Here is a 24,096-nt window from a genome sequence, read left to right on the forward strand (position 1 = left end):
CGGCTGATCGCGCGCCGGGGAAGCTACGTTGCAGGCGGGATGACCGTGTCTACGATCTGTGCCAATTCGCGGCGGGTCGGCGGCGTCGCGGTGAGCATGAAATGCTGATTGATCAGTGCCGGTCCGATCCGGGCGGTCAGCGGGTTGACCCTCGCGGCGTCGATATCGCCTTCCAGCGCAGCGGTTTTCAGAATCGACTCGATGATCTTCAAACGCGGGGAGACCACCGCTTCGGCAAAGATGGTCCGCAGCTCTGGCTCGTGTATCAGCTGGCTGATGATCTCGAGGCCGGGGAAATCGGTCTTGCCGGCCAGCACGTCGCGATGCGCAGTGAACACCGCCAGCAGGTTCTCCCGGGCAGATCGGCCGGCACGCGGTTCGGGCAGTGGCGGCACAGTGTGCATGAGGGCGGCCTGCACCAGGTCGTGCTTGCAGGTCCAGCGTCGGTACAGCGCGGCTTTGCCGGTGTGTGCGCGTGCGGCGATTCCCTCCATGGTCAGCCCGCCGTACCCGACCGAGGTCAACTCGGCCAATGTCGCGGCGTAGAGTGCGCGTTCAAGGACTTCGCCGCGTCGGCGACTCCGGCCGGCACTCGGCTCGGGCTTTATAGCGATCGCCATTTCACGATAGTAGCCGCTGGCGTTCCTTTTAGAGACGAAAGATCGGCGTTGCCGGTGACTTCCACCCGGCCGGTACAGTGCGTCCATGCTCGAGACCCCACGGTTGCTGTTCGTGCACGCGCACCCCGACGACGAGAGTCTGGCCAACGGCGCCACCATCGCCCACTACCGCGCGCGGGGCGCGCAGGTCCACGTCGTCACCTGCACGCTCGGCGAAGAGGGTGAGGTGATCGGCGATCGCTGGGCCGAACTCGCCGTCGATCGCGCGGATCAACTGGGCGGCTACCGCATCGGCGAGCTCAGCAAGGCGCTGCACGCGTTGGGGATCGGCGCGCCCATTTTTCTGGGTGGCGCAGGACGCTGGCGCGATTCCGGTATGGCCGGCACCGAAGTGCGCGGTGGTGGGCGCAGATTCGTCGACGCCGACGAGCGGGAGGCGGTGGGCGCGCTGGTGGCATTGATCCATGAGTTGCGCCCGCACGTCGTGGTGACTTACGACCCCAACGGCGGCTACGGCCACCCCGACCACATCCGCGCGCACGCCGTCACCACGGCCGCCGTCACCCAGGCCGCGACCGGCGATTACCCAGGCGACCCGTGGACGGTGCCGAAGTTCTACTGGACGGTCCTGGCGCGCAACGCCATTGCCTCGGACCTGGCCTCGCTGGGCCCCGATGACCTGCGACCCGGGTGGACGCTGCCCCCGGACGACATCCCCTTCGTATACCCGGACGAGGACATCACCGCCGTCGTCGAGGCCGACGCGGACGCGCGTGCCGCAAAGGTGGCGGCGCTTGCCGCGCACGCCACGCAAGTAGTCGTCGGCCCGACGCAACGGGCGTGTGCCCTGTCCAACGACATGGCACTGCCGATCTCGGCCGAGGAGCACTACGTCCTTGTCGCGGGCACCGCGGGCGATCGTGATGAACGCGGCTGGGAGACGGATCTGCTTGCCGGTCTGGGCATTACGGGATCAGACACGTAGGCTGCCAATTAGGCAGTTTTCGGTAGGAACCGGAAGGACTCGGCATGGACCCGGATCAGGACCCGAATATGCAGCACTGGCAGGACCGGCTGGACAGCCTGCAGTGGGTACTCGGTTCGTTCGTTTCGCAGTTCGACAGCATCCCAACCTGACAGACATCGCGTCACGCGCGGTCTCGGGTGAAGAGACCAGCGCTACAGATCCTGCTGTCCGCTTTGTTGTACTCGCACTGCTAGCCGTCGACGGCGTGCTGTCCGCGCTTGCGGGGGCGTTGTTGCTGCCGTCATATATCGGCTCGATTCCGTTTCCGATCAGTGCGTTGATCAGTGGTGTGGTCAATGCCGCTCTGGTGTGGGCCGCCGGCCGCTGGACGACTTCGCCGAGGGTAGCCGCACTGCCGTTGTGGACGTGGCTGCTCACGGTGGCTGCGATGAGTTTGGGCGGTCCCGGTGATGACATCATCCTGGGCGGTCAGGGGTTCATGGCGTACTCGGCTTTGGTGCTGATCGTGCTGGGTGTCGCGCCGCCGGTGTGGGTGCTGCTGCGCCGCTCGATGCGGGGCTGAGCCTGATGGTGGCGACCCGCTGCGCCCGACTTTCGTCGCGCTTGCGATCGCCACGCTGCGTTAGGGCGTCGGTCAGGGCAGTGGCGGCAGCGGCGGTAAGAAGCTCCGGAACCAGTAGTACTCGGTCTGGATGAACTGGTTGATCGATGCCGTAGTGGCCCCCGCAATATTGTTCAGGCCCTCCGAGAAGGTGACGGTTCCGGCCAGCCAGTCCGTGAGGTTGAACACCGTCGCCTGCACCATCGGCTCGAAAAGGTCATAGATGAAGATGACCTGCGGCGCCAGAATGCCCACGTAGGGTACAAAGCCCACCGCATATGATGCGAGTTCGAAACCGTAAGCAACATACGGCTCAAATGTCAGGTAGGTGCCTTGGATGGCGTCGGCCCAGGACACAGGTATCACCGCCGCGGGTGCGGCCTCTGCGCTCCCCAGCAACCCACGCGCAGTGGCCAACCCGTTGATTCCGCCGGTCGGTGTGAGTCCCAGCGCGCGCAGGGCACTGGCGCCGGCCCCCTGGAACGCGCTCTGCGCCTGTCCCGCGGCTTTTGCTGCGGAACCGGCAATCTGTTCGGCCGCGGGCCCGATGAGGGACTGGCTGCCGAGCAATTGCTGTGCGGGCGCGCCGGCCGCGTTCGCCAGGGACCGTGCCGCACCCTGCTCTGCGGTGGCGTACGAGTTCGCACCAGCGCCCAGGGCCTGTACGAATTTGTCGTGGAACGCCGCCATCTGGCTGCTGATCAGCTGATATCCCTGCGCGTGCGACGAGAACAACGCCGCAACCTCGGCCGAAACCTGGTCGGCCGCCGCCGCGACCACGCCGGTGGTGGGGAGTGACGCGGCCGCATTGGCAGAGCTGATCTCCGTGCCGATACCGGCAATGTCGGACGCCGCTGTTCTCAGCGCCTCCGGCGCTGCGTGCAAAAACGACATCCCGCACTCTCCCTGGCTCCACCCCCGCGTGTGGTCACCGGCCGTTCGATTCGCTGACTTTGGCAGATCGTAACGTGATCGGTGGGGAGAAACTGGGCGTATGCGCGAAATCGCTGGCAGCGCCGTCGTTTTGCCAGCGTCTTGCCGGCAGGCTCGGGTCGGACGAGCGCTGCGGCAGATCAGGCGATCAGGTTATTGATTACCTTTAGTAGTAGTAACCGCCGCCGAAAATATACGGCAGGTAGCTGAAGTAATCGAGGATATAAATTGGCGCGTAGTACGGGTTGGATAGGCACGCGATAAACAGGTAAAAAGTGCTGAAAATGAAGTCCAGGAATGGGAAACCGGTGTAACCGTAGTAGCCGCCGTAGTACCCCGGGTAGCCGTAGTACGGTGCTGCCGGTGCAGCCGCCGCAGGTTGGGGGATTGCACCAGAACTTGCCAGTGTCCGCGCGATGCCCGCCTCGGCGGTTTTGTAGGTGTCGGCACCTGCCGCCAGGGTCTGAGTGAATTTGTCGTGGAAGTTGGCCGCCGCGGCGCTGAGGTGCTGGAATTCCTGGCCGTGTGAGGAGAACAACTCGGCGACCGCCGCCGAGACCTCATCCGCGGCAGCGGCCGGCAGTGAGCTTGTTTGCTCGGCGGCGCTGGTGGTGGCCGCGTTCAGCGACGATCCGATGTCAGCCACATTCGCCGCAGCGTCAGTCAGAGCTTGTGGTGCCGCCAGTACAAAGGCCATTTTGCCCCCAAATCCTTCGATGGTTCCTGCTGCATGTGACTCTCACCGCCGTGTGAGAGCGGCCAATCAAAATTGTTTGCTACAACCCCAGCGGGACCCTATCACGGCCCCGCGGACCCGGCAAAGATGCCCAGTGAAATTGTTCACATAAATCTCACACTTGCCGACGGTCCGGCGCCGACGCGGGCACTCGACCGCATGGCGGCCCCGGTCCGGCGCTAATCTTGCGCTTATGCCGCCGCTGTCAGGGTTCCGCTTTTGGACGCGCGGATGAAATCGAGTCTTGGGGAAGTTACACCAACGTGCCACTGACACCGGAGCCTTCGGGCCAGGAGCCCACCGAGCTACCCAGCCTCGTCGTTCCGCCCAGGACCTCGCCGGGAGCGAGCGCGTCGGCGATCCGTCGAGTGCTGCGCCGGGCCAGAGACGGCGTCGCGCTGAACGTCGACGAGTCGGCCATCGCGATGACCGCACGCGGCGACGACCTTGTCGATCTGTGTGCGAGCGCGGCCCGCGTGCGTGACGCGGGACTGGAATCCGCCGGGCGTCGCGGCGCTACCGGTCAGCTGCCGATCAGTTACTCGCGCAAGGTTTTCATCCCGGTCACGCATTTGTGCCGGGACAACTGCCACTACTGCACCTTCGTCACCGTCCCCGGCCGGCTGCGCGCCCAGGGGATCGGGATGTACATGGAACCCGACGAGATTCTCGACGTCGCGCGGCGCGGGGCCGAACTCGGTTGCAAGGAAGCACTATTCACCCTTGGTGACCGACCCGAAGACCGGTGGGACGAGGCGCGCCAGTGGCTCGACGAGCGAGGCTACGACTCCACCCTGTCCTACGTGCGGGCCATGGCTATCCGGGTGCTCGAGGAAACCGGCTTGCTGCCCCATCTGAACCCCGGCGTCATGACCTGGTCGGAGATGTCGCGGCTCAAGCCGGTGGCGCCATCGATGGGCATGATGCTCGAAACGACGTCGCGTCGGCTGTTCGAAACCAAGGGCCTTGCGCATTACGGCAGCCCGGATAAGGATCCGGCGGTCCGCCTGCGCGCCCTGACCGACGCCGGCCGGCTGTCCATTCCGTTCACCACCGGCCTGCTGGTCGGCATCGGCGAGACGCTGACCGAACGAGCCGACACCTTGCATGCAATTCGCAAGTCGCACAAAGAGTTCGGCCACATTCAAGAAGTGATCGTGCAGAACTTCCGGGCCAAGGAACACACCGCGATGGCCGCCGTGCCCGACGCAGGCATCGAGGACTACCTGGCGACGGTGGCTGTGACGCGCCTGGTGCTCGGCCCCGGCATGCGTATCCAGGCGCCGCCCAATCTGGTCTCCCGCGACGAGTGCCTGGCGCTGGTCCGGGCAGGCGTCGACGACTGGGGCGGCGTCTCGCCACTGACGCCGGATCACGTGAACCCCGAACGGCCGTGGCCCGCTTTGGACGACCTGGCGGCGGTCACCGCGGAAGCCGGCTTCGACCTGGTTCAGCGCTTGACCGCGCAGCCGAAGTATGTCCAGGCCGGCGCGGCATGGATCGATCCCCGGGTGCAAGGCCACGTTGCGGCGCTTGCCGATCCGGCGACCGGTTGGGCCCGAGACGTCAACCCGGTGGGTAGGCCATGGCAGGAGCCCGATGATGTGGCCTCATCCGGTCGTGTGGATCTCAACGCCGCGATCGACACCGACGGCCGCAACACCGAGGCCCGCAGCGACCTCGACAGCGCGTTCGGCGACTGGGAGTCCATCCGGGCTCATGTGGACGAACTGGCGGCGCAAGGCGCCAGAGCGCCAGAGCGCCTAGACAGCGATGTGCTTGCGGCGCTGCGTTCGGCGGAACGGAATCCGGGCGCATGCTCTGACGACGAGTACCTGGCTTTGGCGACCGCCGACGGTCCGGCACTGGAAGCGATTGCCGCACTGGCTGATTCGTTACGTCGTGAGGTAGTCGGCGAAGAAGTCACCTTCGTGGTGAACCGCAACATCAACTTCACCAATATTTGCTACACCGGTTGCCGGTTCTGCGCGTTCGCTCAGCGCAAGGGGGATGCCGACGCGTACTCCCTGTCGGCGGACGAGGTTGCCGACCGGGCGTGGGAGGCGCATGTCGCCGGTGCCACCGAGATCTGCATGCAGGGTGGCATCGACCCGGAATTGCCGGTGACCGGATATGCCGACCTGGTCCGCGCGGTCAAGGCCCGGGTGCCGTCGATGCACGTGCACGCGTTTTCCCCGATGGAGATCGCCAATGGCGTGACCAAGAGCGGGCTGAGCATTCGCGAGTGGCTGACCGGACTGCGTGAGGCGGGTTTGGACACCATCCCCGGCACGGCCGCCGAGATTCTGGACGACGAAGTGCGCTGGGTGCTCACCAAGGGCAAGTTGCCGACATCGCTCTGGGTCGAGATCGTGACGACCGCCCATGAGGTGGGACTACGGTCGTCGTCGACGATGATGTACGGCCACGTCGACAGCCCCAAGCACTGGGTCGGGCACCTCAACGTGCTGCGCGAGATTCAGGATCGCACCGGCGGTTTCACGGAGTTCGTGCCGCTGCCGTTCGTGCACCAGAGTTCCCCGCTCTATTTGGCGGGTGCCGCGCGCCCCGGCCCGACGCATCGGGACAACCGGGCGGTACACGCCTTGGCTCGGATCATGCTGCACGGCCGCATCTCGCACATCCAGACGAGCTGGGTGAAGCTCGGTATCGAGCGCACCCAGGTGATGCTCAACGGTGGCGCCAACGACCTGGGCGGCACGCTGATGGAGGAGACCATCTCGCGGATGGCGGGTTCAGAGCACGGGTCGGCCAAGTCGGTCGACGAACTGGTCGCGATTGCAGAAGGTATCGGCCGTCCGGCGCGTCAGCGCACCACGACGTACGCGCCGCTGGCTGCTTAGTCCCCCCGGGCGGGTAGTCGGCCCGGCTGCCGACGGGGTACGCCCACCCGATGCGGCACCCGATTGACAATCCAGCGATAGACGATGGCCCGGGTCCCGGGCGCTCACCTGGCCGGCAATCCGGTAGCAACCGGGGATGGCGTGCTGATCAGCGTCGATGCAGAACAGTCAACTATCAGGCTGGCGAACCCTGAAGGTCCGGCGACTCTGGCAACTGATAGCGCGGCGCGAGTGCTGCTGCTCTGGCGTCGGCGCCCCGGCGACCCGTCACGGTTCCGGAGCCGGGTCGGACCGGACGCTCTGGGTCGGGTGCGCCGGCTACGGAGTGGCTACGAAACACCGCAAGCGCAACGCCTGCTCGATCTCGAGGATCTCGCAGCGACGTTGCGCTCGCGGAGTAAGAACTCAGTAGTTGTTGCAGGACACCGCGACGGACTCGACGAGCCCGACGTATGCCGATGCGCCCGGCATGGCCTGCAACTGTGCGGCCATCGAACGACGCTTCGCCGGAGGCGATGCGAGGAACGAGTTCAGCCAGCCAGTCGCGACCGGGGATGCGGTGAGCTGAGCGGCAGCACCCGGATCCGTTGCATTCAGTGCATTCATGACCTGGCCGTAATTGCAGGTCGTGTTGACAGCCGCGTCGAGCGGGTCTGCATTCGCGACACCGGTGCCAAGACCCAGCGACACTGCCAGCCCCCCAGCAACAACAGCCGCCTTAGTAAGTGACAACCTCATTTTTGGACACCTTCCCCAACTTATTGCACCGCCGAAATACGACAGCGACGACATCTGCCCAGCGGTTGCCGTCTGTGCTCTAGGCTACCAGGCTCCGCGGGCGTGCTTCTATCAAATGTTGTATCGCGAGATCCTTCGTGAACGTAACTATTGCCAGTTCAGGGGCACAATATGCACGGTTTCGCGGTGGGCGAAATCGGACGATGCAGAGCCCGGTCACAGCATCCGCAAAGCTCAGTCACAGGCGCGCGGCAACTTCGGTGCCCTGCCTGATCGCACCTTTGGCATCTAGTTCGGCAGCAAACGCGGCGCCGCCGATGATGTGTGGGTCGACGCCGATTCTGCGTAGGTCGTCCGCCAGTTCGCGAGCCGATTCCTGGCCGGCGCACACCACTACGTTGTCGACGGCGAGCACTTGTGGCCGCTGCCGGTCCGGGCCGAAGCTGATGTGCAGGCCGTCATCGCTGATTCGTTCGTAATTGACCCCGGACAGTTGGTGGACGCCCTTCGCCTTGAGGGACGCCCGGTGCACCCATCCGCTGGTTTTGCCCAGCCGCTTGCCTTGCGGCCCCTTGCTGCGCTGTAGCAGGTAGACCTCGCGGGCGGGCGGCGTGGGGAGGGGATTGGTCAGGGCGCCGCGGTTCTCATGGAATTCGGACGGATCGACGATCCCCCACTCGGCCTGCCACTCCTTGACGTTCAGGGTGGGTGACTCCTCGGTCACCAGCAGTTCGCTGACGTCGAAACCGATGCCCCCGGCCCCGACGACGGCGACCGTCTTGCCGACCGGTTTGGCGCCGGTGATCGCCTCGGCATAGGTGACGACCTTTGGGTGGTCGATGCCCGGGATGGCCGGCAGCCGCGGCGTCACGCCACTGGCCAGGACGACGGCGTCAAACCCGGCCAGGTCGTTTGCCGTGGCCCGGCGACCGAGTCGCACTTCGACCTCGAGCTTGGCCAACATGGTCGAGAAATACCGGATGGTCTCGCTGAATTCCTCTTTGCCGGGGATGCGGCGGGCAAGGTCGAATTGACCGCCGATGAAGTCGTTGGCCTCGAACAGGGTCACTCGGTGCCCTCGTTGGGCGGCGTTAACCGCGGCGGCAAGCCCGGCCGGGCCGGCCCCCACTACGGCCACCATGCGCGTCCTGCGCGTCGGTGACAACACCAACTTCGTCTCGTGCGCGGCCCTCGGATTGAGCAGACACGACACCGTCTTCCTGGCGAAGGCGTGATCCAGGCAGGCCTGATTGCAGGCGATACAGGTGTTGATCTCCTGGTCGCGGTCGTCCTCTGCCTTGAGCACCCACTCCGGATCCGCCAACAACGGCCGGGCCATCGATATCAGCCGTACGTGGGTGTCGGTCAGGGTCTGCTCGGCGGCCTGCGGCATGTTGATCCGGTTGGACGCCACCACCGGGATGCTGACGTGCTCTGCCAGCGCGCTGCTGATGTCGACGAACGCGCTGTTGGGTACCGAGGTGACGATGGTCGGGACCCGCGCCTCGTGCCAGCCGAACCCGGAATTGATGATAGTCGCCCCCGCGGCCTCCACTTCGGTTGCCAGCGCCAGGATTTCGTCCCACGTCTGGCCGCCCTCGACATAGTCGGCCAGCGACATCCGGTAGCTGATGATGAAGTCGGATCCGACTGCGGCACGGGTACGGCGCACGATCTGTACCGGGAACCGACGGCGGTTGGCCGGTGTGCCTCCCCACGAATCGGTGCGCTTGTTGGTCCGCGGCGCCAGGAACTGATTGACCAGATAGCCTTCGCTGCCCATGATTTCGACGCCGTCGTAGCCGGCCTCCAGCGCCAACCGGGCGCACCGCGCGAAATCTGCGATCGTCGATTCGACACCGCGCCCGGTGAGGGCGCGGGGACGAAATGGATTGATGGGCGCCTTGATTGACGATGCGCTGACCGAGAGCGGATGGTACGCATAGCGTCCGGCGTGCAAAATTTGCAAGACGATTTTGCCGCCCGCGGAGTGGACCGCAGCGGTGATGCGGCGGTGCCGGCGGGCCTGCGCCGAGGACGTCAACTCCGACGCGAAGGGCAGCAGCCACCCGGTCCGGTTGGGGGCGTACCCACCGGTGATGATGAGACCGACGCCGCCACGGGCCCGTTCGGCGAAGTACTCGGCCAGGCGATCGATGTGTCCGGCGCGGTCTTCCAGCCCGGTGTGCATCGAGCCCATGACCACCCGGTTGCGTAGGGTGGTGAAACCAAGGTCCAACGGGGACAACAGATTCGGGTACGGCGTCACGGTTTCTCCTGCAATGCTCTGGCCACTTCGTCGAGCCATTCGATGGCGCTCTGTTCGGCGAGGATGCCGCCGCGCAACACGAGATGTTGGTGTAATGCGGCGCCGCGCAGCGCTGCTGGGTCGGGGAACCCCCGCTTCTCCAATTGCCGGTAGGTGTCCAAGGATTCGACCCGCTCGGCCCGTAGTGCGGTGATCTGGCTCCGCAGCGCGGACATATCGCCGTGGGCCACGGCCCGTAGCTTGACCGCTAGATCGCGAGTGGCGTTGTCGCTCAGCGCGCTACCCCGGCCGGGTCTGGTCGGCGACAGCGGTTCGGCAATCCAGTTCGCCAATTCGGCACGTCCGGTTTCGGACACCGTGTAGACCTTCTTATCCGGTCGGCCGTGCTGGGCCACTGTGGCGGCGGTGACCCAGCCGTCGTTCTCCATCGCTCGAAGTGCGCGATAGATCTGCTGGTGGGTGGCGCTCCAGAAATAGCCGATGGAGCGATCGAAGCGGCGGGCCAACTCATAACCCGACCCGGCCTGTTCGCACAGCGCAACCAGGATCGCGTGGGGGAGCGCCATGTGGGCACCATAGAAGCCAGCCCCGGTGCTATGCAACAGGGTGCATAGTGACTGGACACATCTTCCTTCGTGACAGGCGTGCCATTTGGTCCAGGTGTATATGCAACGTCTAGTATCAGTAACCAATCGCACCAAACGGTAAGCGGCCCGGAAGCCCCCGGGCGGCGCGACCGACAGCCCAGTTCTATTGAAAGCCCACATCTCGTTGAATTTCCATACCGAGCCGTTCATGGAGGACACGTTGAGGAGACGTCCGTGACGTACGTGATTTCCCAGCCTTGCACCGACATCAAAGACAAGGCTTGCATCGAGGAATGCCCGGTCGACTGCATCTACGAGGGTGCCAGGATGCTCTACATCCACCCCGACGAGTGCGTGGACTGCGGCGCCTGTGAGCCGGTCTGCCCCGTGGAAGCCATCTACTACGAAGATGACGTGCCGGAGCAGTGGGGCCAGTACACCCAGATCAACGCCGACTTCTTCGACGAGTTGGGGTCGCCGGGCGGTGCCGCGAAGGTCGGCCTGACCGAAAACGACCCGCAGGCGGTCAAGGACCTCCCGCCGCAGGGCGAGGACGACTGAGCGGCAGTGCCTAATCGGCCCAGGAAGGGTGGCGCGGTTTCGGCCACGCTCCCGGAGTTTCCATGGGACACCCTGGCCGAGGCAAAGGCCAGCGCCGCGGCCCATCCGGGTGGCATCGTCGACCTGTCTGTCGGCACTCCGGTTGATCCGGTCGCGCCGCTGATCCAGCAGGCGCTCGTAGCGGCCAGCTGGGTTCCCGGCTATCCCGCCACCGCCGGAACCCCGCAACTGCGGGAGTCCGCGGTGGCCGCGCTTTCCCGCCGTTACGGCGTCACCGGCCTGCGCGAGTCGGCGGTGCTGCCGGTGATCGGCACCAAGGAACTGATCGCCTGGTTGCCGACGCTGCTGGGGCTGGGCGGCACCGATGTTGTCGCCGTCCCTGAACTGGCTTACCCGACCTACGAGGTCGGGGCGCGGCTGGCGCGGACGCAGGTGGTGCGCGCGGACTCGTTGACCCAGCTGGGCCCGCAGTCCCCGGCGCTGGTCTACCTCAACTCACCGAGCAACCCGACCGGACGGGTACTCGGCGTCGACCACCTGCGCAAGGTCGTCGAGTGGGCGCGGGATCGGGGCGTGCTCATCGCGTCCGACGAGTGCTACCTGGGGCTGGCCTGGGAGGCTGAGCCGCTGTCGGTGCTGCACCCCTCGGTCTGCGACGGTGACCACACCGGGTTGATCGCCGTGCACTCGCTGTCGAAGACGTCGTCGCTGGCCGGCTACCGTGCCGGTTTCGTGGCCGGCGACGCCGACGTGGTCGCCGAGCTGCTGGCGGTGCGCAAACATGCCGGGATGATCGTGCCGACGCCGGTGCAGGCGGCCATGGTGGCCGCCCTGGACGACGACGACCACGAGAAGCTGCAACGGGAGCGGTATGCGCAGCGGCGCGCCGTCCTGCTGCCCGCGCTGCAATCGGCGGGCTTCGCCGTCGAGCACTCGGAGGCCGGCCTGTATCTCTGGGCCAGCCGCGGGCAGGGATGCCACGAGACCGTCGCGTGGCTGGCCGAACGCGGAATCCTGGTGGCGCCCGGCGATTTCTACGGCCCCCGCGGCGGGCAGCACGTGCGGGTTGCGTTGACCGCCACCGACGAGCGCATCGACGCCGCCGCCGCGCGCCTGGGCTAAGTTATGTCGAGCAGTTCCACCGCGAGCAGACGCAAAATCGCATAAATCTCAGGGTTTTCGTGCGATTTTGCGTCTGCTCGACAGCAACGGGCAGGGTGTGCTCATGGCAAGTTCGGCTGACAATTCGGGCGGCAAGCTGCGCATCCCGCTGACGATGGGTGACGTCTTCAAGCGGGTGTTTCTGGGCAAGCCGCTGATCACCGAGGAACTGGCCGGCGAGCGATTGTCGAACCCGGTCGCCCTGGGCGCGTTGTCGCCGGATGCCATCTCCTCGACCGCGTACGGCCCCGAGCAGATTTTGATCGAGTTGCTGCCCCACGCGGGGCTGGCGGCGTTTGCGTTGCTGCTGCCGATCACCGGGGTCATCCTGTTCATCCTGGTGTTGGTGGCGGCTTCCTACCGGCAGGTGGTGATGGCCTACACCCGGGCCGGGGGTTCCTACATCGTCGCGCGGGACAACTTCGGGCCGCGAGTCGCTCAGGTCGCCGCCGCAGCGCTGCTCATCGACTATGTCGTGACGGTGGCTGTGCAGGCCGCCGCCGGGACGGTGGCCGTGGTGTCCGCGCTGCCGGTGCTGGGGCCGTTCAGCCTGGAGATCACCGTCGGTGTGGTCGTTTTCATCTGCTACCTGAACCTGCGCGGATTGCGGGAAGCGGGAAAGCCTTTCGCCGCCGCAACGTACGCGTTCATCGTGATGGTCGCCCTGACGATCGTGGTAGGGGTTGTGCGCCATATCTTTTGGGGCTTACCCACCTATGATTCGCAGCACCTGGCCGGCACCGTGCTGGTGCATCAGGACAACGGGTTGGTGATGGGTGCGACAGTCCTGGTGCTGTTGCGCGCGTTCGCCAACGGCGGCTCGTCGCTGACGGGTGTGGAGGCGATCTCCAACACCGTCGATGTGTTTCAAAAACCGCAGGGCCGCAACGCTCGTCGCGTACTCACCGCGATGGCCGCCATTCTCGGGTTCCTGCTGGCCGGAGTCGCCTACCTGGCGTACGCCACCCACGCGACGCCGTACCTGAGCGAATATCCCTCGGTGCTTTCGCAGATCGGGCGCGCGGTATTCGGCAACGGTGCCGTCGGCAACGTCTTCTTCATCATGGTTCAGGCATCAACCGCGGCAATCCTTTTCACCGGCGCCAACACCAGCTTCAACGGCTTCCCGGCATTGGCCAGTTTCGTCGCCGAGGACCGCTTCCTGCCGCGACAACTGATGAAACGTGGTCACCGCCTGGTCTTCTCCAACGGCATCATCGCGCTCGCCGCGCTCTCGGTGGTGCTTCTGGTGACGACGGGAGGCTCGGTCAACGCGCTGGTTCCGTTCTATGCGATCGGTGTGTTCACCGGGTTCTCGATGGCCGGGTACGGAATGACCAAACATCATCTGACGCACCGGGAACCGGGCTGGCGGCACCGGCTGGCGATCAACCTGTCCGCGGGCGTCCTGTCGACCGTCGTCGTCGGCATTTTCGCGGTGGCGAAATTCACCGAGGGTGCTTGGCTGGTGGTCGTCGTCTTCCCGGTGCTGGTTTTCATGCTGATCCGGCTCAACCGCGAATACCGTGCCGAGGCAGCCATTCTCGAGATGTTCCGCACCGACCGGCCGGAGTTGGTGAAGTACGCGCGGCACCGGGTCTTCATCTTCGTGAACTCGGTGGATCTCGCGGTGATCGAGGCATTGCGGTACGGGAAGGGACTGCGCGCCGACGAGCTGATCGCGGTGCACTTCATGGTGGACGCGATTCATGCCGCGCAGTTGCGAAAGCGTTGGGAGCAATTCGATCTGGATACCCGCCTGCGGGTGGTGGACTGTCCGGATCGGCGGATCACCCGCGCCGCACAGATTTTGGTTGCGACGGCGCGCGAGGAGCATCCGGACACCAACGTGACGGTGCTGTTGCCGCGTCGAACTTATGCGCCGCTACTCGGGCGACTGTTGCACGACCGCACCGCGGACAAGGTCGCGCGGGCGGTGAGCCTGATCCCGGATGCCGCGGCCACGATCGTGCCCTACGACGTGCAATCTCGCATCAAAGATGCCTACCCGGACCGTTTCGAGCAGCGGATCGGGCGCGAAATCGACAAGCTGGAGGCTTGGGTTTCGCAGTCGGAGGACCAGAACGTCGAGACCTACGAGCACCCCGCCCGCTCGGCGACGGTGATTCAGGTGGCGGCCCTGATTCCGGGTCAGCGCGCGACCATCGAGGGCCGGGTGAGCGAAGTCGAGGACATCGCCAAACGCCGGGGCACCATCCGGTGGATCGTGATCGGCGACGACAGTGGAGACGTCCGCATCAGGTTCCGTCCCGGACCTGGCAGCTCCGACATTCAGCCCGGGCAGGTGTTGCGAGTCACCGGCAAGGCTCGGCAGAGCGGTAACCGGCCCATGTGGATGGTCGACCCCGCATATGACGTGGTCGACCAGCCCGAGGAGACCCGCGATGCCGGCGGCGCGGGGGAGGCGGGGGAGACCGGCTGATCGGGTGGTTTCGATCGGGTGGTTTCGAAGGGCCCTGAACCGGACAGTTAGATTCGTTAAGTAGTGACCGTCCGAAGTGGAGGACAGCTGTGCAGCGAATTGCGGCCATATTCGTGTCTCTAGCGGGGTTGGTGTTCACCGCCAACGGCTACCGGCCGTTGAGCAAGCGCGGTTACGGCGCCGGTTACGCGTTCGGCTACGGCCTGTTCGCGTCGGAATTTCCGGTGCAGTCGATCGCGGCTCAGTCGGTGGCACTGGCTGCTGTGTCGCCTCGGCTGTCCCGACGGGTGCGCTTGTTCAGCTGGTTGGTTTCGGCGGTGTCCTGGGTGGGTCTGATCGGTCTGCGCAGGGTCGGCGAGTCGGCGAACGAACCGCTGGAGGCGGCCCTGGACGCCGGGCTGGGCACCGAGCGTCGAACCGAGTCGGGCGATTTGTGGATGCGCCCGCCGCCAGAGGGTGCCACGGCGAAGAAACCGGGCGCCGCACGCATGCTGCGGATCTGGCGGGACTATGCGCACGACTCCGACATCAGCTATGGGGAGTTCGGGTCGCGCAACTCCCTCGACATCTGGCGGCGGCCGGACCTCGATCGGGGGGGTAAGGCGCCGGTGCTGTTGCAGGTGCACGGCGGCGCCTGGATGGTGGGAAGCAAACGGGGGCAAGGACATCCGTTGATGAGCCACCTGGCCGAGCTGGGCTGGGTCTGTGTTTCGGTCAATTATCGGCTGAGCCCTCGCGCGACCTGGCCCGACCACATCGTCGACGTCAAGCGCGCGATCGCGTGGGCCAAGGAGCACATCGCCGAATACGGCGGCGACCCGGACTGGATCGCGATCACCGGCGGATCGGCAGGCGGACACCTGTCATCACTTGCCGCACTCACCCCCAACGACCCGCTGTTCCAGCCCGGGTTCGAAGAACTGGACACCCGCGTGCAGGCGGCCGTGCCGTTCTACGGTGTCTACGACTTCACCCGCGACGACGACTCGATGCATCCGCTGATGGTGCCGTTGGTGGCAAAGCGGGTGTTCAAGCTGAGCCGGGGGGAGATCGCCGAGCCGCTGCGGCTTGCCTCGTCGATCAGCCATGTCTCCGAGGACGCGCCGCCGTTCTTCGTGCTGCACGGCGTCAATGACTCGTTGGTCCCCGTCGAGCAGGCGCGCAGCTTCACAAAACGATTGCGCGAGGTCAGTCGCCAGCCCGTCGTCTACGCCGAGTTGCCTTGCGCACAGCATGGTTTCGACATCCTCGGGTCGCCGCGTGCGGCGCATGCCGCAGTGGCCGTCGAGCAGTTCCTGGCGCAGATTTACGCCACCACCGGGCCGGCTTCAAAGTCGAAGAGCCGCGCAACCGCCGCTTCGTAGGCCTATGGCGACGGAGGGGGCGTGGTCGTGGTGGTGGTGGTGGTCTTCGGCCGGTAAGTGGTGAAAAGAGACGCGATTATCGCCTTCAGGATCGCGTCCATAATCGGGGCGATGAAGATTTGGTACAAGGGCTTGATTATGAAGGTGTTGATCGCCAGTGTCAGCAACTGCTGGAATAAGGTGAACGGGAGGAATACCACGCCCAAAACGGTGCTGGCAATATCACTGATCGGTTCAGCCGTTCCCATCGCGGCAGCGTTTGCGGCTTCGGCGCCGGCATACTTTGTCGCACCGACACCCAATTGCTTGACGAACTGCTCGTGGAATGCGGCCGCCTGACCGGCCACGCCCTGGTACTCGTGGGCGTGTGCGGCGAACAGTTGCGCAATACCCGCGGAAACCTCGTCAGCTGCGGCGGGCGCCAGTGCCGAAGTCCGGGCCGCCGCGGCCACCTGGGCCTCGCTGAGCGATGAATTGATGGCCGCCAGATTCGTGGCGGCCGCCGCCATCAGGTCTGGCGCGGCGATCACAAAAGACATGCCTGTTCCCCCGGGAGGTCATCATCGAGCTATCGACTCGCCCCAGAGCATGGCACGAACCGGAATCGTCCGCCAGATAATAGCTGCAGTCTTCTTTATCGATCGGCGCTGGTGGCCGCCGATGGCCCGGACCCGCGAACGAATGCCGTTTATCCGGGGCAGTAGGTCGATTCCGCGGCACTGACCATGGAGGTGACGTCGGCGAAGGTGATGCCCTTGGCGCCCAACGTGGTGTGGATGTCGGTCGCGATCTGGTCGGGTGTCTTGCCGGCGCTGCGGTCGGCGCAGATCTGGTGACCCATTGAGACGATGTCGGAGTCGTCCCCGGCCGGCCAGGTGAACCCGAGCTTGTGCATCTGACCGAGGAATGCGTCGTCGGTGCTGTCGGCGAGTGCGATGCCGGTGCCGGTCATCACGGCGGCGCCAATCATGACGGGAGCGGCCAGTCTGGCTGTCCAGCGAGCTGAGAACATGTGCTTGCCTTTCGTTTGCTGACGTTTGTCTAATTACTACCGCGTTTGCTGGGCCGGAGGCAATACAAACAAATCTGGTTACGGTGTGTTCACCGTGTGAAACCTGCCGGACTCTTCGCGGGCATCAATGTGACCGCGATTGGCCTGATCGTCGATACGCTGCTGCAATGATCGACTTTCAAAGTGGTGGTCTCTTATCGAGACTGGGGCCGAGTGACCCGCGAATAATCGCCGCTGAGCTGGCGCCGATTCTGGTTGAGGGCGAAAGCGTCTACCTCAGCTTCAAAGGCATGCGCGACTCGGTCGTATTTACCAACAAGCGCTTGATCACGGTGAATGTCCAAGGCATGACCGGGAAAAAGCGCGACTACTCGTCGCTGCCGTACAGCAAGATTCAAGCCTGGAGCATCGAAACCGCCGGGCGGTTCGATCTCGATGCCGAACTCCAACTCTGGTTCTCCGGCCTCGGCCGGGTCCATCTGGATTTCAAAGGGCAGGTTGACATTCGGACCATCGGACAGCTGATCGCGAGCCACGTCCTTTAGCCGATGACGGCAGGAGTCAGCTGCCCAAGCCCCAATGCAATACCCGGGACGTGAACAGGACCAGGCCCAGAGAGACCGACGCGACCACGACTAGACCAATGACCGCAACCACCAGCGGGCGCCAACCCGTGCGCGCGATCTGACGGAAATCGGTGTTGAGCCCGACCCCGGCGAAGGTCAGCAGGAACGCCCATTTTGACACGTTGGCGAGGTTGGCGGTCTGTCCTTTGGTGAGCCAGCCCAGGGTCGCGACCCCGGACACCGCGAGGAAACCCAGCACGAACTTGGGGAATTTGTCCCAGATGAACGCGACCTTGGCTCGTGCGCCGGGGGCGATGTCGTCGGCCTGCCCGCGCGCGGCCCAGAACACCGCGAACCCGAGCACCACGAATCCGATCAATGCGTTGCGGGTCGACTTGACCAGCACGGCGATCTTGCCCGCGTGATCGGAGTACAGGTAGCCGGTTGCGGTGGTCTCGGCGGTGTTGTCCACCGAAAGGCCTGCCCACAAACCGAATTCGTTGTCGCTGAGGCCGATTGCATGGCCAAGTGGTGGTAGTGCGAACAGCGCCACGGCGCCGAGGGCCAAGATGGCCGCGATGGCGTAGCTGACGTCGGAGTTGCGTGCCCGGATTGCCCCTTTGGCCGCCACGATGGCCGAAACTCCGCAGACCGAGGTGCCGATGGCCAGCAGGGAACCCAACTTTCCGGACAGCCCGAATGCGTGGGCGGCGGCCAGAATGATCGCTCCCGCAACCGCCATATCGACCAGAATCTGAATCAGGCTGGCCCCGCCCAGTTTTGCGATATCACCGAGGACAAAGCGGGAGCCCATCAACACGATGCCGATCTTGAGCCAGAATTCGTAGGTCTGCACTCCGGGACGAAACACCCGGTGCAAGCCGATGGTGTTCGTGATCAGCAACCCGATCACGATGGCCCACAACACATATTCGATGTCGGGCACGGTCCAGTGTTGCTTCTTGGCCAGCGCGTTCCACCAGATCTGCGCGTACTTGCCCAGCACGCCCACCGCGATCAGCAGCAGTACGCCGGGGACGTAGTCCAGGGGGCGGTTACTGGTGAACGCCGGCTCATCGTCGACCAACTGGTCGGGTTCGACGCGGACTGTGCTCATGACGTCACCACGGAATCTTGGGAAGGATGTCGGCGACCGCCAGGGCGGCGACCACGCCGGCCAGTAGTGTCGCCCACCAGTCGACCGAAACCGAGCCCAGCCGGCCATACCAACCGCGTGGCTCATCCTTTTCGCTCACGCAGCCATGGTGCCCAGTCGGGGTTGCTGACCCAAGTTATTGGCTCGTGGTGAATCTAGCTCCCGCGGTGAGATATATGTTGTGGCGAATCATTGGGGGATTCGACGTGCGTTAGAAGCGGTGTGGTCATTGGTTCAGACGTCTGGTCATGATCGCGCCGACGACCGATTGTGAAGATGGCAGGCTCGGCCGCTACCAGGGCATTACCGAACAAGTTCAGATGTCGCAGACCCCGGGCACTACACCTACCCGCTGGTGCCCCGCGGGTCCCAGCGGCCCCTATGGAATACGCGGGAGGCGTGATGTTCGAATCCATCTACGCGTTGGGAATCCTCACCGCGGTGATCTATCGCATCGACCTGGCCGATCGATCGGTCACCGATGTCTTCACCGGCACCCCGCGCAGCTTCCCCGACGGGATCGTGCTGCGTGGCGACCGGATCTACTGGACCACCATGGGTCCGGCCACCAGGGATCCGAACCGCAGCGGCGAGGCCAGCCTCGACTATTCCGTTCGCAATGGCGGAGTGCACGCCGTCGGTCTGGACGGAACCGGTTCGGTCGACCTCACCGCGCCCGGGGACATCACCACCGGCAAGCAACTCGCCGCCGACCGTGCCGGCCGCCTGTACTGGGGCGACCGCGAAGGCTACAAGATCAGCCGCATCGACGCTGACGGCAGCGGCCTAACCGACCTGGTGATCAATAAGGCGGGATCCGAACCGATCCTCGACGAATGCGTCGGCGTTGCGGTTGACGACGAGCGGGGTCACCTCTACTGGACGCAGAAGGGCCCCGCCAAGGGCGGCCGAGGCCGTATCTTCCGTGCCCGTCTGGAGCTGCCGTCGGCGCCGAGCGCCGCGGACCGCGCCGACATCGAAGTGCTGTGGGACGGACTTCCGGAGCCGATCGACCTGGAGATAGTGGGTGACCGGCTGTACTGGACCGACCGCGGCGCCCCGCCGAACGGCAATACCCTCAACCGTGCACCGATCCCCGCCGCCGGCGCGGTCGGCGGTCGGCCGGAGATCCTCGCGGCGGGCTTCGGCGAAGCGATCGGACTCGCAATCGACGACGACGCCGGCGTGGCCTACGTGTCCGATCTCGGCGGACGAATCTGGCGCACCCCGTTGACCGGTGGCACGCCCGAGGTGCTCGTCGATTTCGGCACCCCTATTTCCGGCATCGCCGGCCACGCAGGCCCCCCGGAACGCTGAATCTAGTTCCCCGGACGCGGGCTGCGCTCGTCGAGCAGCGCGATGACCTGGGCGGCGAGTTCGTCGATGTCGGCGCCCGCGGTGTCGAGCACGAGATCGGGGCTCTCCGGCGCCTCGTACGGTGCGTCGACACCGGTCAGACCCTTGAGTTCGCCCTTGCGTGCCCGTGCGTAAAGGCCCTTGGGGTCCCGCTTTTCGCACTCAGCCAACGAGGTGGCGATGTGCACCTCGATGAACGGCAGCTTTGCGGCATCGTTGAGTTCGCGGGCGGTTTCCCGGTCCGACTTCAGCGGCGACACCAACGACGCCAGCGCCACCACGCCGGCGTCAGCCAGCAGGCGCGTCAAATGCCCTACCCGCCTGATGTTTTCGGTGCGGTCGCCGGGCGAGAAGCCCAGGTCGTCGGACAGGCCGTGGCGCAGGTTGTCGCCGTCGAGCAGGTAGGCAACCCGTCCGGACTCGACCAGTGCGCGCTCCACGGCGACCGCGACCGTCGACTTGCCGGATGCGGGCAGGCCGGTGAACCAGATGGTCGCGCCCGGCTGGCCGGTCGCCTGCCAGCGGTGACCCCGGTCCAGCGCGGACGGGTGCCACCGAATGTCGGTGCGCGCGTGGGTGCCCGGCTTGACCTCGCGGGCCTCGATGACGGTGCCCGCGCCGATGGTGTCGTTGGTGGTCTCATCGATCAGGATGAACGCGCCGCTGTCCCGGTTCTCAACATAGGGATCGGCGACGACGACGGAGCTGGTTCGCAGCGTCACAGTGCCAATATCGTTGAGCGTCAACTCAACTGGCTGGTCCAGTTCGTCGAGAGTCTCGGGGTCCAGGCGCGAGTGCAATTCCTGAACGGTGGCCCGCACCGTCTTGGTGGTCTGCTTGAGCGCCAGTCGGTCGCCGGCCCGCAACGGGGTGTCACTGAACCAGCACACCGTGGCGTCGAGTTCCCGGGCCAGTACCGGGTGAACGGCGTCCTCGGCGCCGCTGACGAAGACATCGCCGCGGCCCACGTCGATGTCGTCCTCCAGCTCGATCGAGACCGAAAGCGGCGCAACGCCTGTCGTGCGATCGTCGTCGAGCGTGTCCAGCGCGGTCACTGTCGAGCGGGTGCCGGCGGGCAGCGAGATCACCGAGTCGCCGACGCTGAGCGTGCCCGCTGCAAGGCGCCCGGTGTAACGGCGGCGCTGGTCGTCGGTCGGACGCGAGACCCACTGCACCGGCAGGCGCAGCCGCGATGCTTCGGCGTGGGGTGCGGCCAATTCGATGGTTTCCAGATACTCGAGCAGGGTCTTGCCCTCGTACCACGGGGTCCGGTCGGACCGATGCACGACGTTGTCGCCGTGCTTGGCCGCGATCGGAATCACCGCGATGTCGACGTCGCCGAGGCGTGCCGCCACCTGGCCCAGCTGATCCTCCACTTCGCTGAACTTGCCCTGGTCGAAGTCGATGAGGTCGATCTTGTTCACCGCAGCCACAAAGTGCTTGATGCCCAACAGTTTTGCGATCCGCGCGTGCCGCCGCGTCTGCCGCAGCACGCCCGCACTGGCGTCCACCAGGAGGATGGCCGCGTGCGCGTTGGACGCGCCGGTGAACATGTTGCGGGTGTAGCGCTCGTGACCGGGCGTGTCGGCCAGGATGTAGCTGCGCGTTTCGGTGGAGAAGAACCGGTACGCGACGTCGATGGTGATGCCCTGCTCGCGCTCGGCGCGCAGGCCGTCGGAAAGCGCTGCCAGGTCGGCGACGCCCTCGTCGTCGGTCACGGCTTCCAAGTGGTCCAGCGGCAGGCTGTCGGTGTCGTGCATGATGCGACCGATCAGCGTGCTCTTGCCGTCGTCGACCGAACCGGCGGTGGTGATGCGCAGCAACTGACGCGTTACACCCTTGGGGTGCAGGATCTTTTCGACCTTCTCGGCCTGGTCGGAGACAGTCATCAGAAGTATCCTTCTCGCTTGCGGTCTTCCATGGCAGCGGCCGAGGTGCGGTCGTCGGCGCGGGTCTCACCGCGTTCGGACACCGTCGCCGCCGAGATTTCGGTGATGACGCCACTGATGTCGGTGGCCTCGGAGCGGACCGCCCCGGTGATGGTCAGGTCGCCGACAGTGCGGTAACGCACCCATTCGGTCTTGGCCGTCTCGCCGTTGTGCGGGGTGGCGTATTCCGACACGGCCAGCAGGATGCCGTCACGTTCGAATACTTCGCGTTCGTGGGCGTAGTAAATCGACGGTATCTCAAGGTCTTCCAGTTCGATGTAGCGCCAGATGTCGAGCTCGGTCCAGTTGCTGAGCGGGAACACCCGAACCTGCTCACCCTTTTTGATCCGGCCGTTGTAGAGCGTCCACGGTTCTGGGCGCTGCGCACGGGGATCCCACTGGCCGAACTCGTCGCGGAAGCTCAGGATCCGTTCCTTGGCGCGGGCGCGTTCTTCGTCGCGTCGGGCGCCGCCGAAGGCCGCGTCGAAGCCGCCTTCCTCCAGTCCGTCGAGCAGGGTGCGGGTTTGGGCCCGGTTACGCGAAGCGCTGGGGCCGGGGTCGGGCACGCGGCCCTTGTCGATCGATTCCTGCACCGACGCGACGATGAGCTTGTGCCCCTCACCGGTGACTCGGCGGTCCCGGAATTCGATCACCTCGGGGAAGTTGTGGCCGGTGTCGACGTGCATCACCGGAAACGGCAGCGGAATCGGGCGAAATGCCTTCTCTGCCAAACGAAGTAGCACGATCGAGTCTTTGCCCGCGGAGAACAGCAGGACGGGGCGTTCCAGTTCGGCGACGACTTCGCGGATAATGTGTACCGCCTCGGCTTCCAGCAGTCGCAATTCGTCGACGTGCCGAGCTTCTTCCACTGCGGTCATTTGTGCCGCTCCTCCTCATCGCTTCGGTCTGCATCGCCGACACGTATCATGTTGGTAGTCCTTCACTTTCGGCATCCGCTCGATAGCGGTCCACCCAGTCGTCGGAACGCTTGTCGGCTTGACGCTGCAGCACCGGTTCGGGCGCCAGACGCGGGTCGAGCCCCAACCGCTCGAGGATGTCGCCCACCACCTCAGTGAGGTTGCGCCACAACACCGGATAGGAAATCTCAACCGGCTTCACGTCTTCTTCGGCGAACCAGTTCTTCCAGCCCACCTCTTGGGCCTGCAGCATCCGAACGACATGCGCGATGGCACCGGCGTGATAGGTGGCGCGCGCATCACGGACCGGATCCGGCCTTCCCCGCCATACCCGGGTCTGCACGGCCCGCCAGAACGACACCGCCTGGGACACCACGTCGGGCCGGTGAATATGAATCAGCAACGGATCTTCGCCGACGACGTCGCGAATGCCGGCCAGCAACCCCTCGCCGGACCGTTCCTCGAGGCCGGAGACCCGGTCCAAGAGCAGTGGTGTCTGGTTCCACATCAGCTTGCCGCCCCACACGCCGTTGGGGGTCCGTCCAACTGTGCGGATGTAGTCGCGCCAGATCTCCGGAGTTGCGAGATCCGGCTTCCCCACATCCAGCGGATCCAGCAGACTCAGAATTGACTCGTCCTCGACTCCGGCGAACCATTCTCTTGGCTGAGGCGACTGACTGGTGCTAGGCAGGTATTGGAAGAACTCCTGCGGCTCACCGGCCACGCCGGTCGCGCGCAGCGACTCGACCAGCAAGGTGCTGCCGCTGCGCTGGGATGCCAGCACCAGATATGACGACGGATGATCGGCCACGAAGGAAGCCTAGCGTCAGCGAAAACTTATGCAACACAGGCATTTACCCTCACGCTGAAGATAACCCTTGTCGGCCTTCGGTGAATTGCCGGTGCTGCCTTGTTGTGCGACTCGCGAATCGACCAAAAAGGCGTCAACCAGCGACACAGCCTGGACTGGCAGTGAATACTCATAATTATCCCTCAGTTATTGGTCGTTTGGCATCACGATGCGGGGGAAACAACCTAGAACGGCAGTCTTGGCTGAACCAACAAGAGAGGGATCACCATGGCACTCGACGACGAGGACATCACCACTGCAGGTAACGGCGGGGAGGGACCTGCCGACGGCGGATCGAACCCTGAAGGTCACGACGGCGGCGCCGACGGCACCGCGGGCGAGGGCCCGGCCGACGGCGGATCCAACCCCGAAGGTCACGACGGCGGCGCCGACGGCACCGCGGGCGAGGGCCCGGCCGACGGCGGATCCAACCCCGAAGGTCACGA

At 65.2% G+C, this 24,096-nt stretch carries 23 protein-coding genes and 1 pseudogene; 11 read left to right on the forward strand and 13 right to left on the reverse strand.

The genetic code is table 11. The annotated features are described in order from the left end of the window. Positions 1-23: 23 nt before the first annotated feature. Complete coding sequence (locus tag ACZY1I_RS10540) at positions 24-614, reverse strand: TetR/AcrR family transcriptional regulator (RefSeq protein ID WP_463754378.1); 591 nt, start codon at positions 612-614, stop codon at positions 24-26. 91 nt (positions 615-705) lie between these two features. On the opposite strand from ACZY1I_RS10540, the gene mshB reads away from it, so the two are divergent. Both mshB and ACZY1I_RS10550 read left to right on the forward strand, forming a co-directional pair. Then, positions 706-1,605, forward strand: coding sequence for an N-acetyl-1-D-myo-inositol-2-amino-2-deoxy-alpha-D-glucopyranoside deacetylase (mshB, locus tag ACZY1I_RS10545; RefSeq protein ID WP_463754277.1), 900 nt, complete (start codon positions 706-708; stop codon positions 1,603-1,605). A gap of 103 nt (positions 1,606-1,708) precedes the next feature. Continuing rightward, on the forward strand, positions 1,709-2,170 hold the full coding sequence (locus ACZY1I_RS10550) for a hypothetical protein (protein ID WP_463754278.1): 462 nt from the start codon (positions 1,709-1,711) through the stop codon (positions 2,168-2,170). A 72-nt stretch (positions 2,171-2,242) separates the two neighbouring features. On the opposite strand, the gene ACZY1I_RS10555 is transcribed toward ACZY1I_RS10550, so the two are convergent. Together ACZY1I_RS10555 and ACZY1I_RS10560 are read right to left on the reverse strand one after the other, a co-directional pair. Next, positions 2,243-3,103: a PE family protein gene (locus ACZY1I_RS10555; RefSeq protein ID WP_463754279.1), complete on the reverse strand. Its 861-nt coding sequence runs from the start codon at positions 3,101-3,103 to the stop codon at positions 2,243-2,245. Positions 3,104-3,308: 205 nt separating this feature from the next. Continuing rightward, a complete protein-coding gene (locus ACZY1I_RS10560; RefSeq protein ID WP_463754280.1) occupies positions 3,309-3,839 on the reverse strand; it encodes a PE family protein in 531 nt (176 codons plus the stop codon). Positions 3,840-4,141: 302 nt separating this feature from the next. Between ACZY1I_RS10560 and ACZY1I_RS10565 the strand changes: the two genes are divergently transcribed. Next, positions 4,142-6,742 carry a bifunctional FO biosynthesis protein CofGH gene (locus tag ACZY1I_RS10565; protein WP_463754281.1) on the forward strand — a complete coding sequence of 867 codons (2,601 nt, stop codon included), beginning with the start codon at positions 4,142-4,144 and terminating at the stop codon, positions 6,740-6,742. A 180-nt stretch (positions 6,743-6,922) separates the two neighbouring features. Beyond that, positions 6,923-7,075: pseudogene (locus ACZY1I_RS10570) on the forward strand (maleylpyruvate isomerase N-terminal domain-containing protein); the annotation flags it as partial. A gap of 72 nt (positions 7,076-7,147) precedes the next feature. Here the strand turns inward: ACZY1I_RS10570 and ACZY1I_RS10575 are convergent. From ACZY1I_RS10575 to ACZY1I_RS10585, 3 genes are all read right to left on the reverse strand, one after another. After that, positions 7,148-7,480: a hemophore-related protein gene (locus tag ACZY1I_RS10575; protein WP_463754282.1), complete on the reverse strand. Its 333-nt coding sequence runs from the start codon at positions 7,478-7,480 to the stop codon at positions 7,148-7,150. Between the two features lie 238 nt (positions 7,481-7,718). Next, entirely contained in the window at positions 7,719-9,788 is a 2,070-nt protein-coding gene (locus ACZY1I_RS10580; RefSeq protein ID WP_463754283.1) for an FAD-dependent oxidoreductase, read from the reverse strand. Continuing rightward, entirely contained in the window at positions 9,746-10,315 is a 570-nt protein-coding gene (locus tag ACZY1I_RS10585) for a PadR family transcriptional regulator (RefSeq protein WP_463754284.1), read from the reverse strand. Before ACZY1I_RS10585 ends, ACZY1I_RS10580 begins: the two co-directional genes overlap by 43 nt. 255 nt (positions 10,316-10,570) lie before the next feature. Here ACZY1I_RS10585 and fdxA point away from each other — a divergent pair, with 255 nt between their 5' ends. The 4 genes from fdxA (at position 10,571) to ACZY1I_RS10605 (ending at position 15,865) form a co-directional block, all read left to right on the forward strand. Then, entirely contained in the window at positions 10,571-10,897 is a 327-nt protein-coding gene (gene fdxA, locus ACZY1I_RS10590) for a ferredoxin (protein ID WP_463754285.1), read from the forward strand. 6 nt (positions 10,898-10,903) lie between these two features. Then, the gene (dapC, locus tag ACZY1I_RS10595) at positions 10,904-12,019 is read left to right on the forward strand and encodes a succinyldiaminopimelate transaminase (RefSeq protein WP_463754286.1); all 1,116 of its coding nucleotides are present in this window, start codon (positions 10,904-10,906) and stop codon (positions 12,017-12,019) included. Positions 12,020-12,122: 103 nt separating this feature from the next. Beyond that, complete coding sequence (locus ACZY1I_RS10600; protein WP_463754287.1) at positions 12,123-14,501, forward strand: APC family permease; 2,379 nt, start codon at positions 12,123-12,125, stop codon at positions 14,499-14,501. Between the two features lie 89 nt (positions 14,502-14,590). Continuing rightward, positions 14,591-15,865: an alpha/beta hydrolase fold domain-containing protein gene (locus ACZY1I_RS10605; protein WP_463754288.1), complete on the forward strand. Its 1,275-nt coding sequence runs from the start codon at positions 14,591-14,593 to the stop codon at positions 15,863-15,865. A gap of 2 nt (positions 15,866-15,867) precedes the next feature. Here the strand turns inward: ACZY1I_RS10605 and ACZY1I_RS10610 are convergent, their stop codons facing one another. Continuing rightward, positions 15,868-16,404, reverse strand: coding sequence for a PE family protein (locus tag ACZY1I_RS10610; RefSeq protein WP_463754289.1), 537 nt, complete (start codon positions 16,402-16,404; stop codon positions 15,868-15,870). A gap of 149 nt (positions 16,405-16,553) precedes the next feature. After that, the gene (locus ACZY1I_RS10615; protein WP_463754291.1) at positions 16,554-16,877 is read right to left on the reverse strand and encodes a DUF732 domain-containing protein; all 324 of its coding nucleotides are present in this window, start codon (positions 16,875-16,877) and stop codon (positions 16,554-16,556) included. Between the two features lie 167 nt (positions 16,878-17,044). Here ACZY1I_RS10615 and ACZY1I_RS10620 point away from each other — a divergent pair, with 167 nt between their 5' ends. Further along, complete coding sequence (locus ACZY1I_RS10620) at positions 17,045-17,422, forward strand: PH domain-containing protein (protein ID WP_463754292.1); 378 nt, start codon at positions 17,045-17,047, stop codon at positions 17,420-17,422. A gap of 16 nt (positions 17,423-17,438) precedes the next feature. Here the strand turns inward: ACZY1I_RS10620 and ACZY1I_RS10625 are convergent, their stop codons facing one another. Both ACZY1I_RS10625 and ACZY1I_RS10630 read right to left on the reverse strand, forming a co-directional pair. Beyond that, complete coding sequence (locus ACZY1I_RS10625) at positions 17,439-18,560, reverse strand: YeiH family protein (RefSeq protein ID WP_463754293.1); 1,122 nt, start codon at positions 18,558-18,560, stop codon at positions 17,439-17,441. 4 nt (positions 18,561-18,564) lie between these two features. Next, positions 18,565-18,699: a hypothetical protein gene (locus ACZY1I_RS10630; RefSeq protein WP_463754295.1), complete on the reverse strand. Its 135-nt coding sequence runs from the start codon at positions 18,697-18,699 to the stop codon at positions 18,565-18,567. 302 nt (positions 18,700-19,001) lie between these two features. On the opposite strand from ACZY1I_RS10630, the gene ACZY1I_RS10635 reads away from it, so the two are divergent. Next, positions 19,002-19,916, forward strand: coding sequence for a hypothetical protein (locus ACZY1I_RS10635; RefSeq protein WP_463754296.1), 915 nt, complete (start codon positions 19,002-19,004; stop codon positions 19,914-19,916). Positions 19,917-19,918: 2 nt separating this feature from the next. On the opposite strand, the gene cysC is transcribed toward ACZY1I_RS10635, so the two are convergent. From cysC to stf0, 3 genes are read right to left on the reverse strand one after another with little or no spacing between them, the layout of a single operon-like run. Next, entirely contained in the window at positions 19,919-21,844 is a 1,926-nt protein-coding gene (gene cysC, locus ACZY1I_RS10640; protein ID WP_463754297.1) for an adenylyl-sulfate kinase, read from the reverse strand. Further along, positions 21,844-22,761 carry a sulfate adenylyltransferase subunit CysD gene (cysD, locus tag ACZY1I_RS10645; RefSeq protein WP_463754298.1) on the reverse strand — a complete coding sequence of 306 codons (918 nt, stop codon included), beginning with the start codon at positions 22,759-22,761 and terminating at the stop codon, positions 21,844-21,846. Before cysD ends, cysC begins: the two co-directional genes overlap by 1 nt. 46 nt (positions 22,762-22,807) lie before the next feature. Then, positions 22,808-23,611, reverse strand: a complete 804-nt coding sequence (gene stf0, locus ACZY1I_RS10650) for a trehalose 2-sulfotransferase (protein WP_463754299.1) — start codon at positions 23,609-23,611, stop codon at positions 22,808-22,810. A gap of 267 nt (positions 23,612-23,878) precedes the next feature. Between stf0 and ACZY1I_RS10655 the strand changes: the two genes are divergently transcribed. Continuing rightward, positions 23,879-24,096, forward strand: a 218-nt coding sequence (locus ACZY1I_RS10655) for a BatC protein (RefSeq protein WP_463754300.1), incomplete at its 3' end; no start/stop codon positions are given.

The sequence above is a fragment of the Mycobacterium sp. IDUB_37 genome (genome assembly GCF_055419245.1).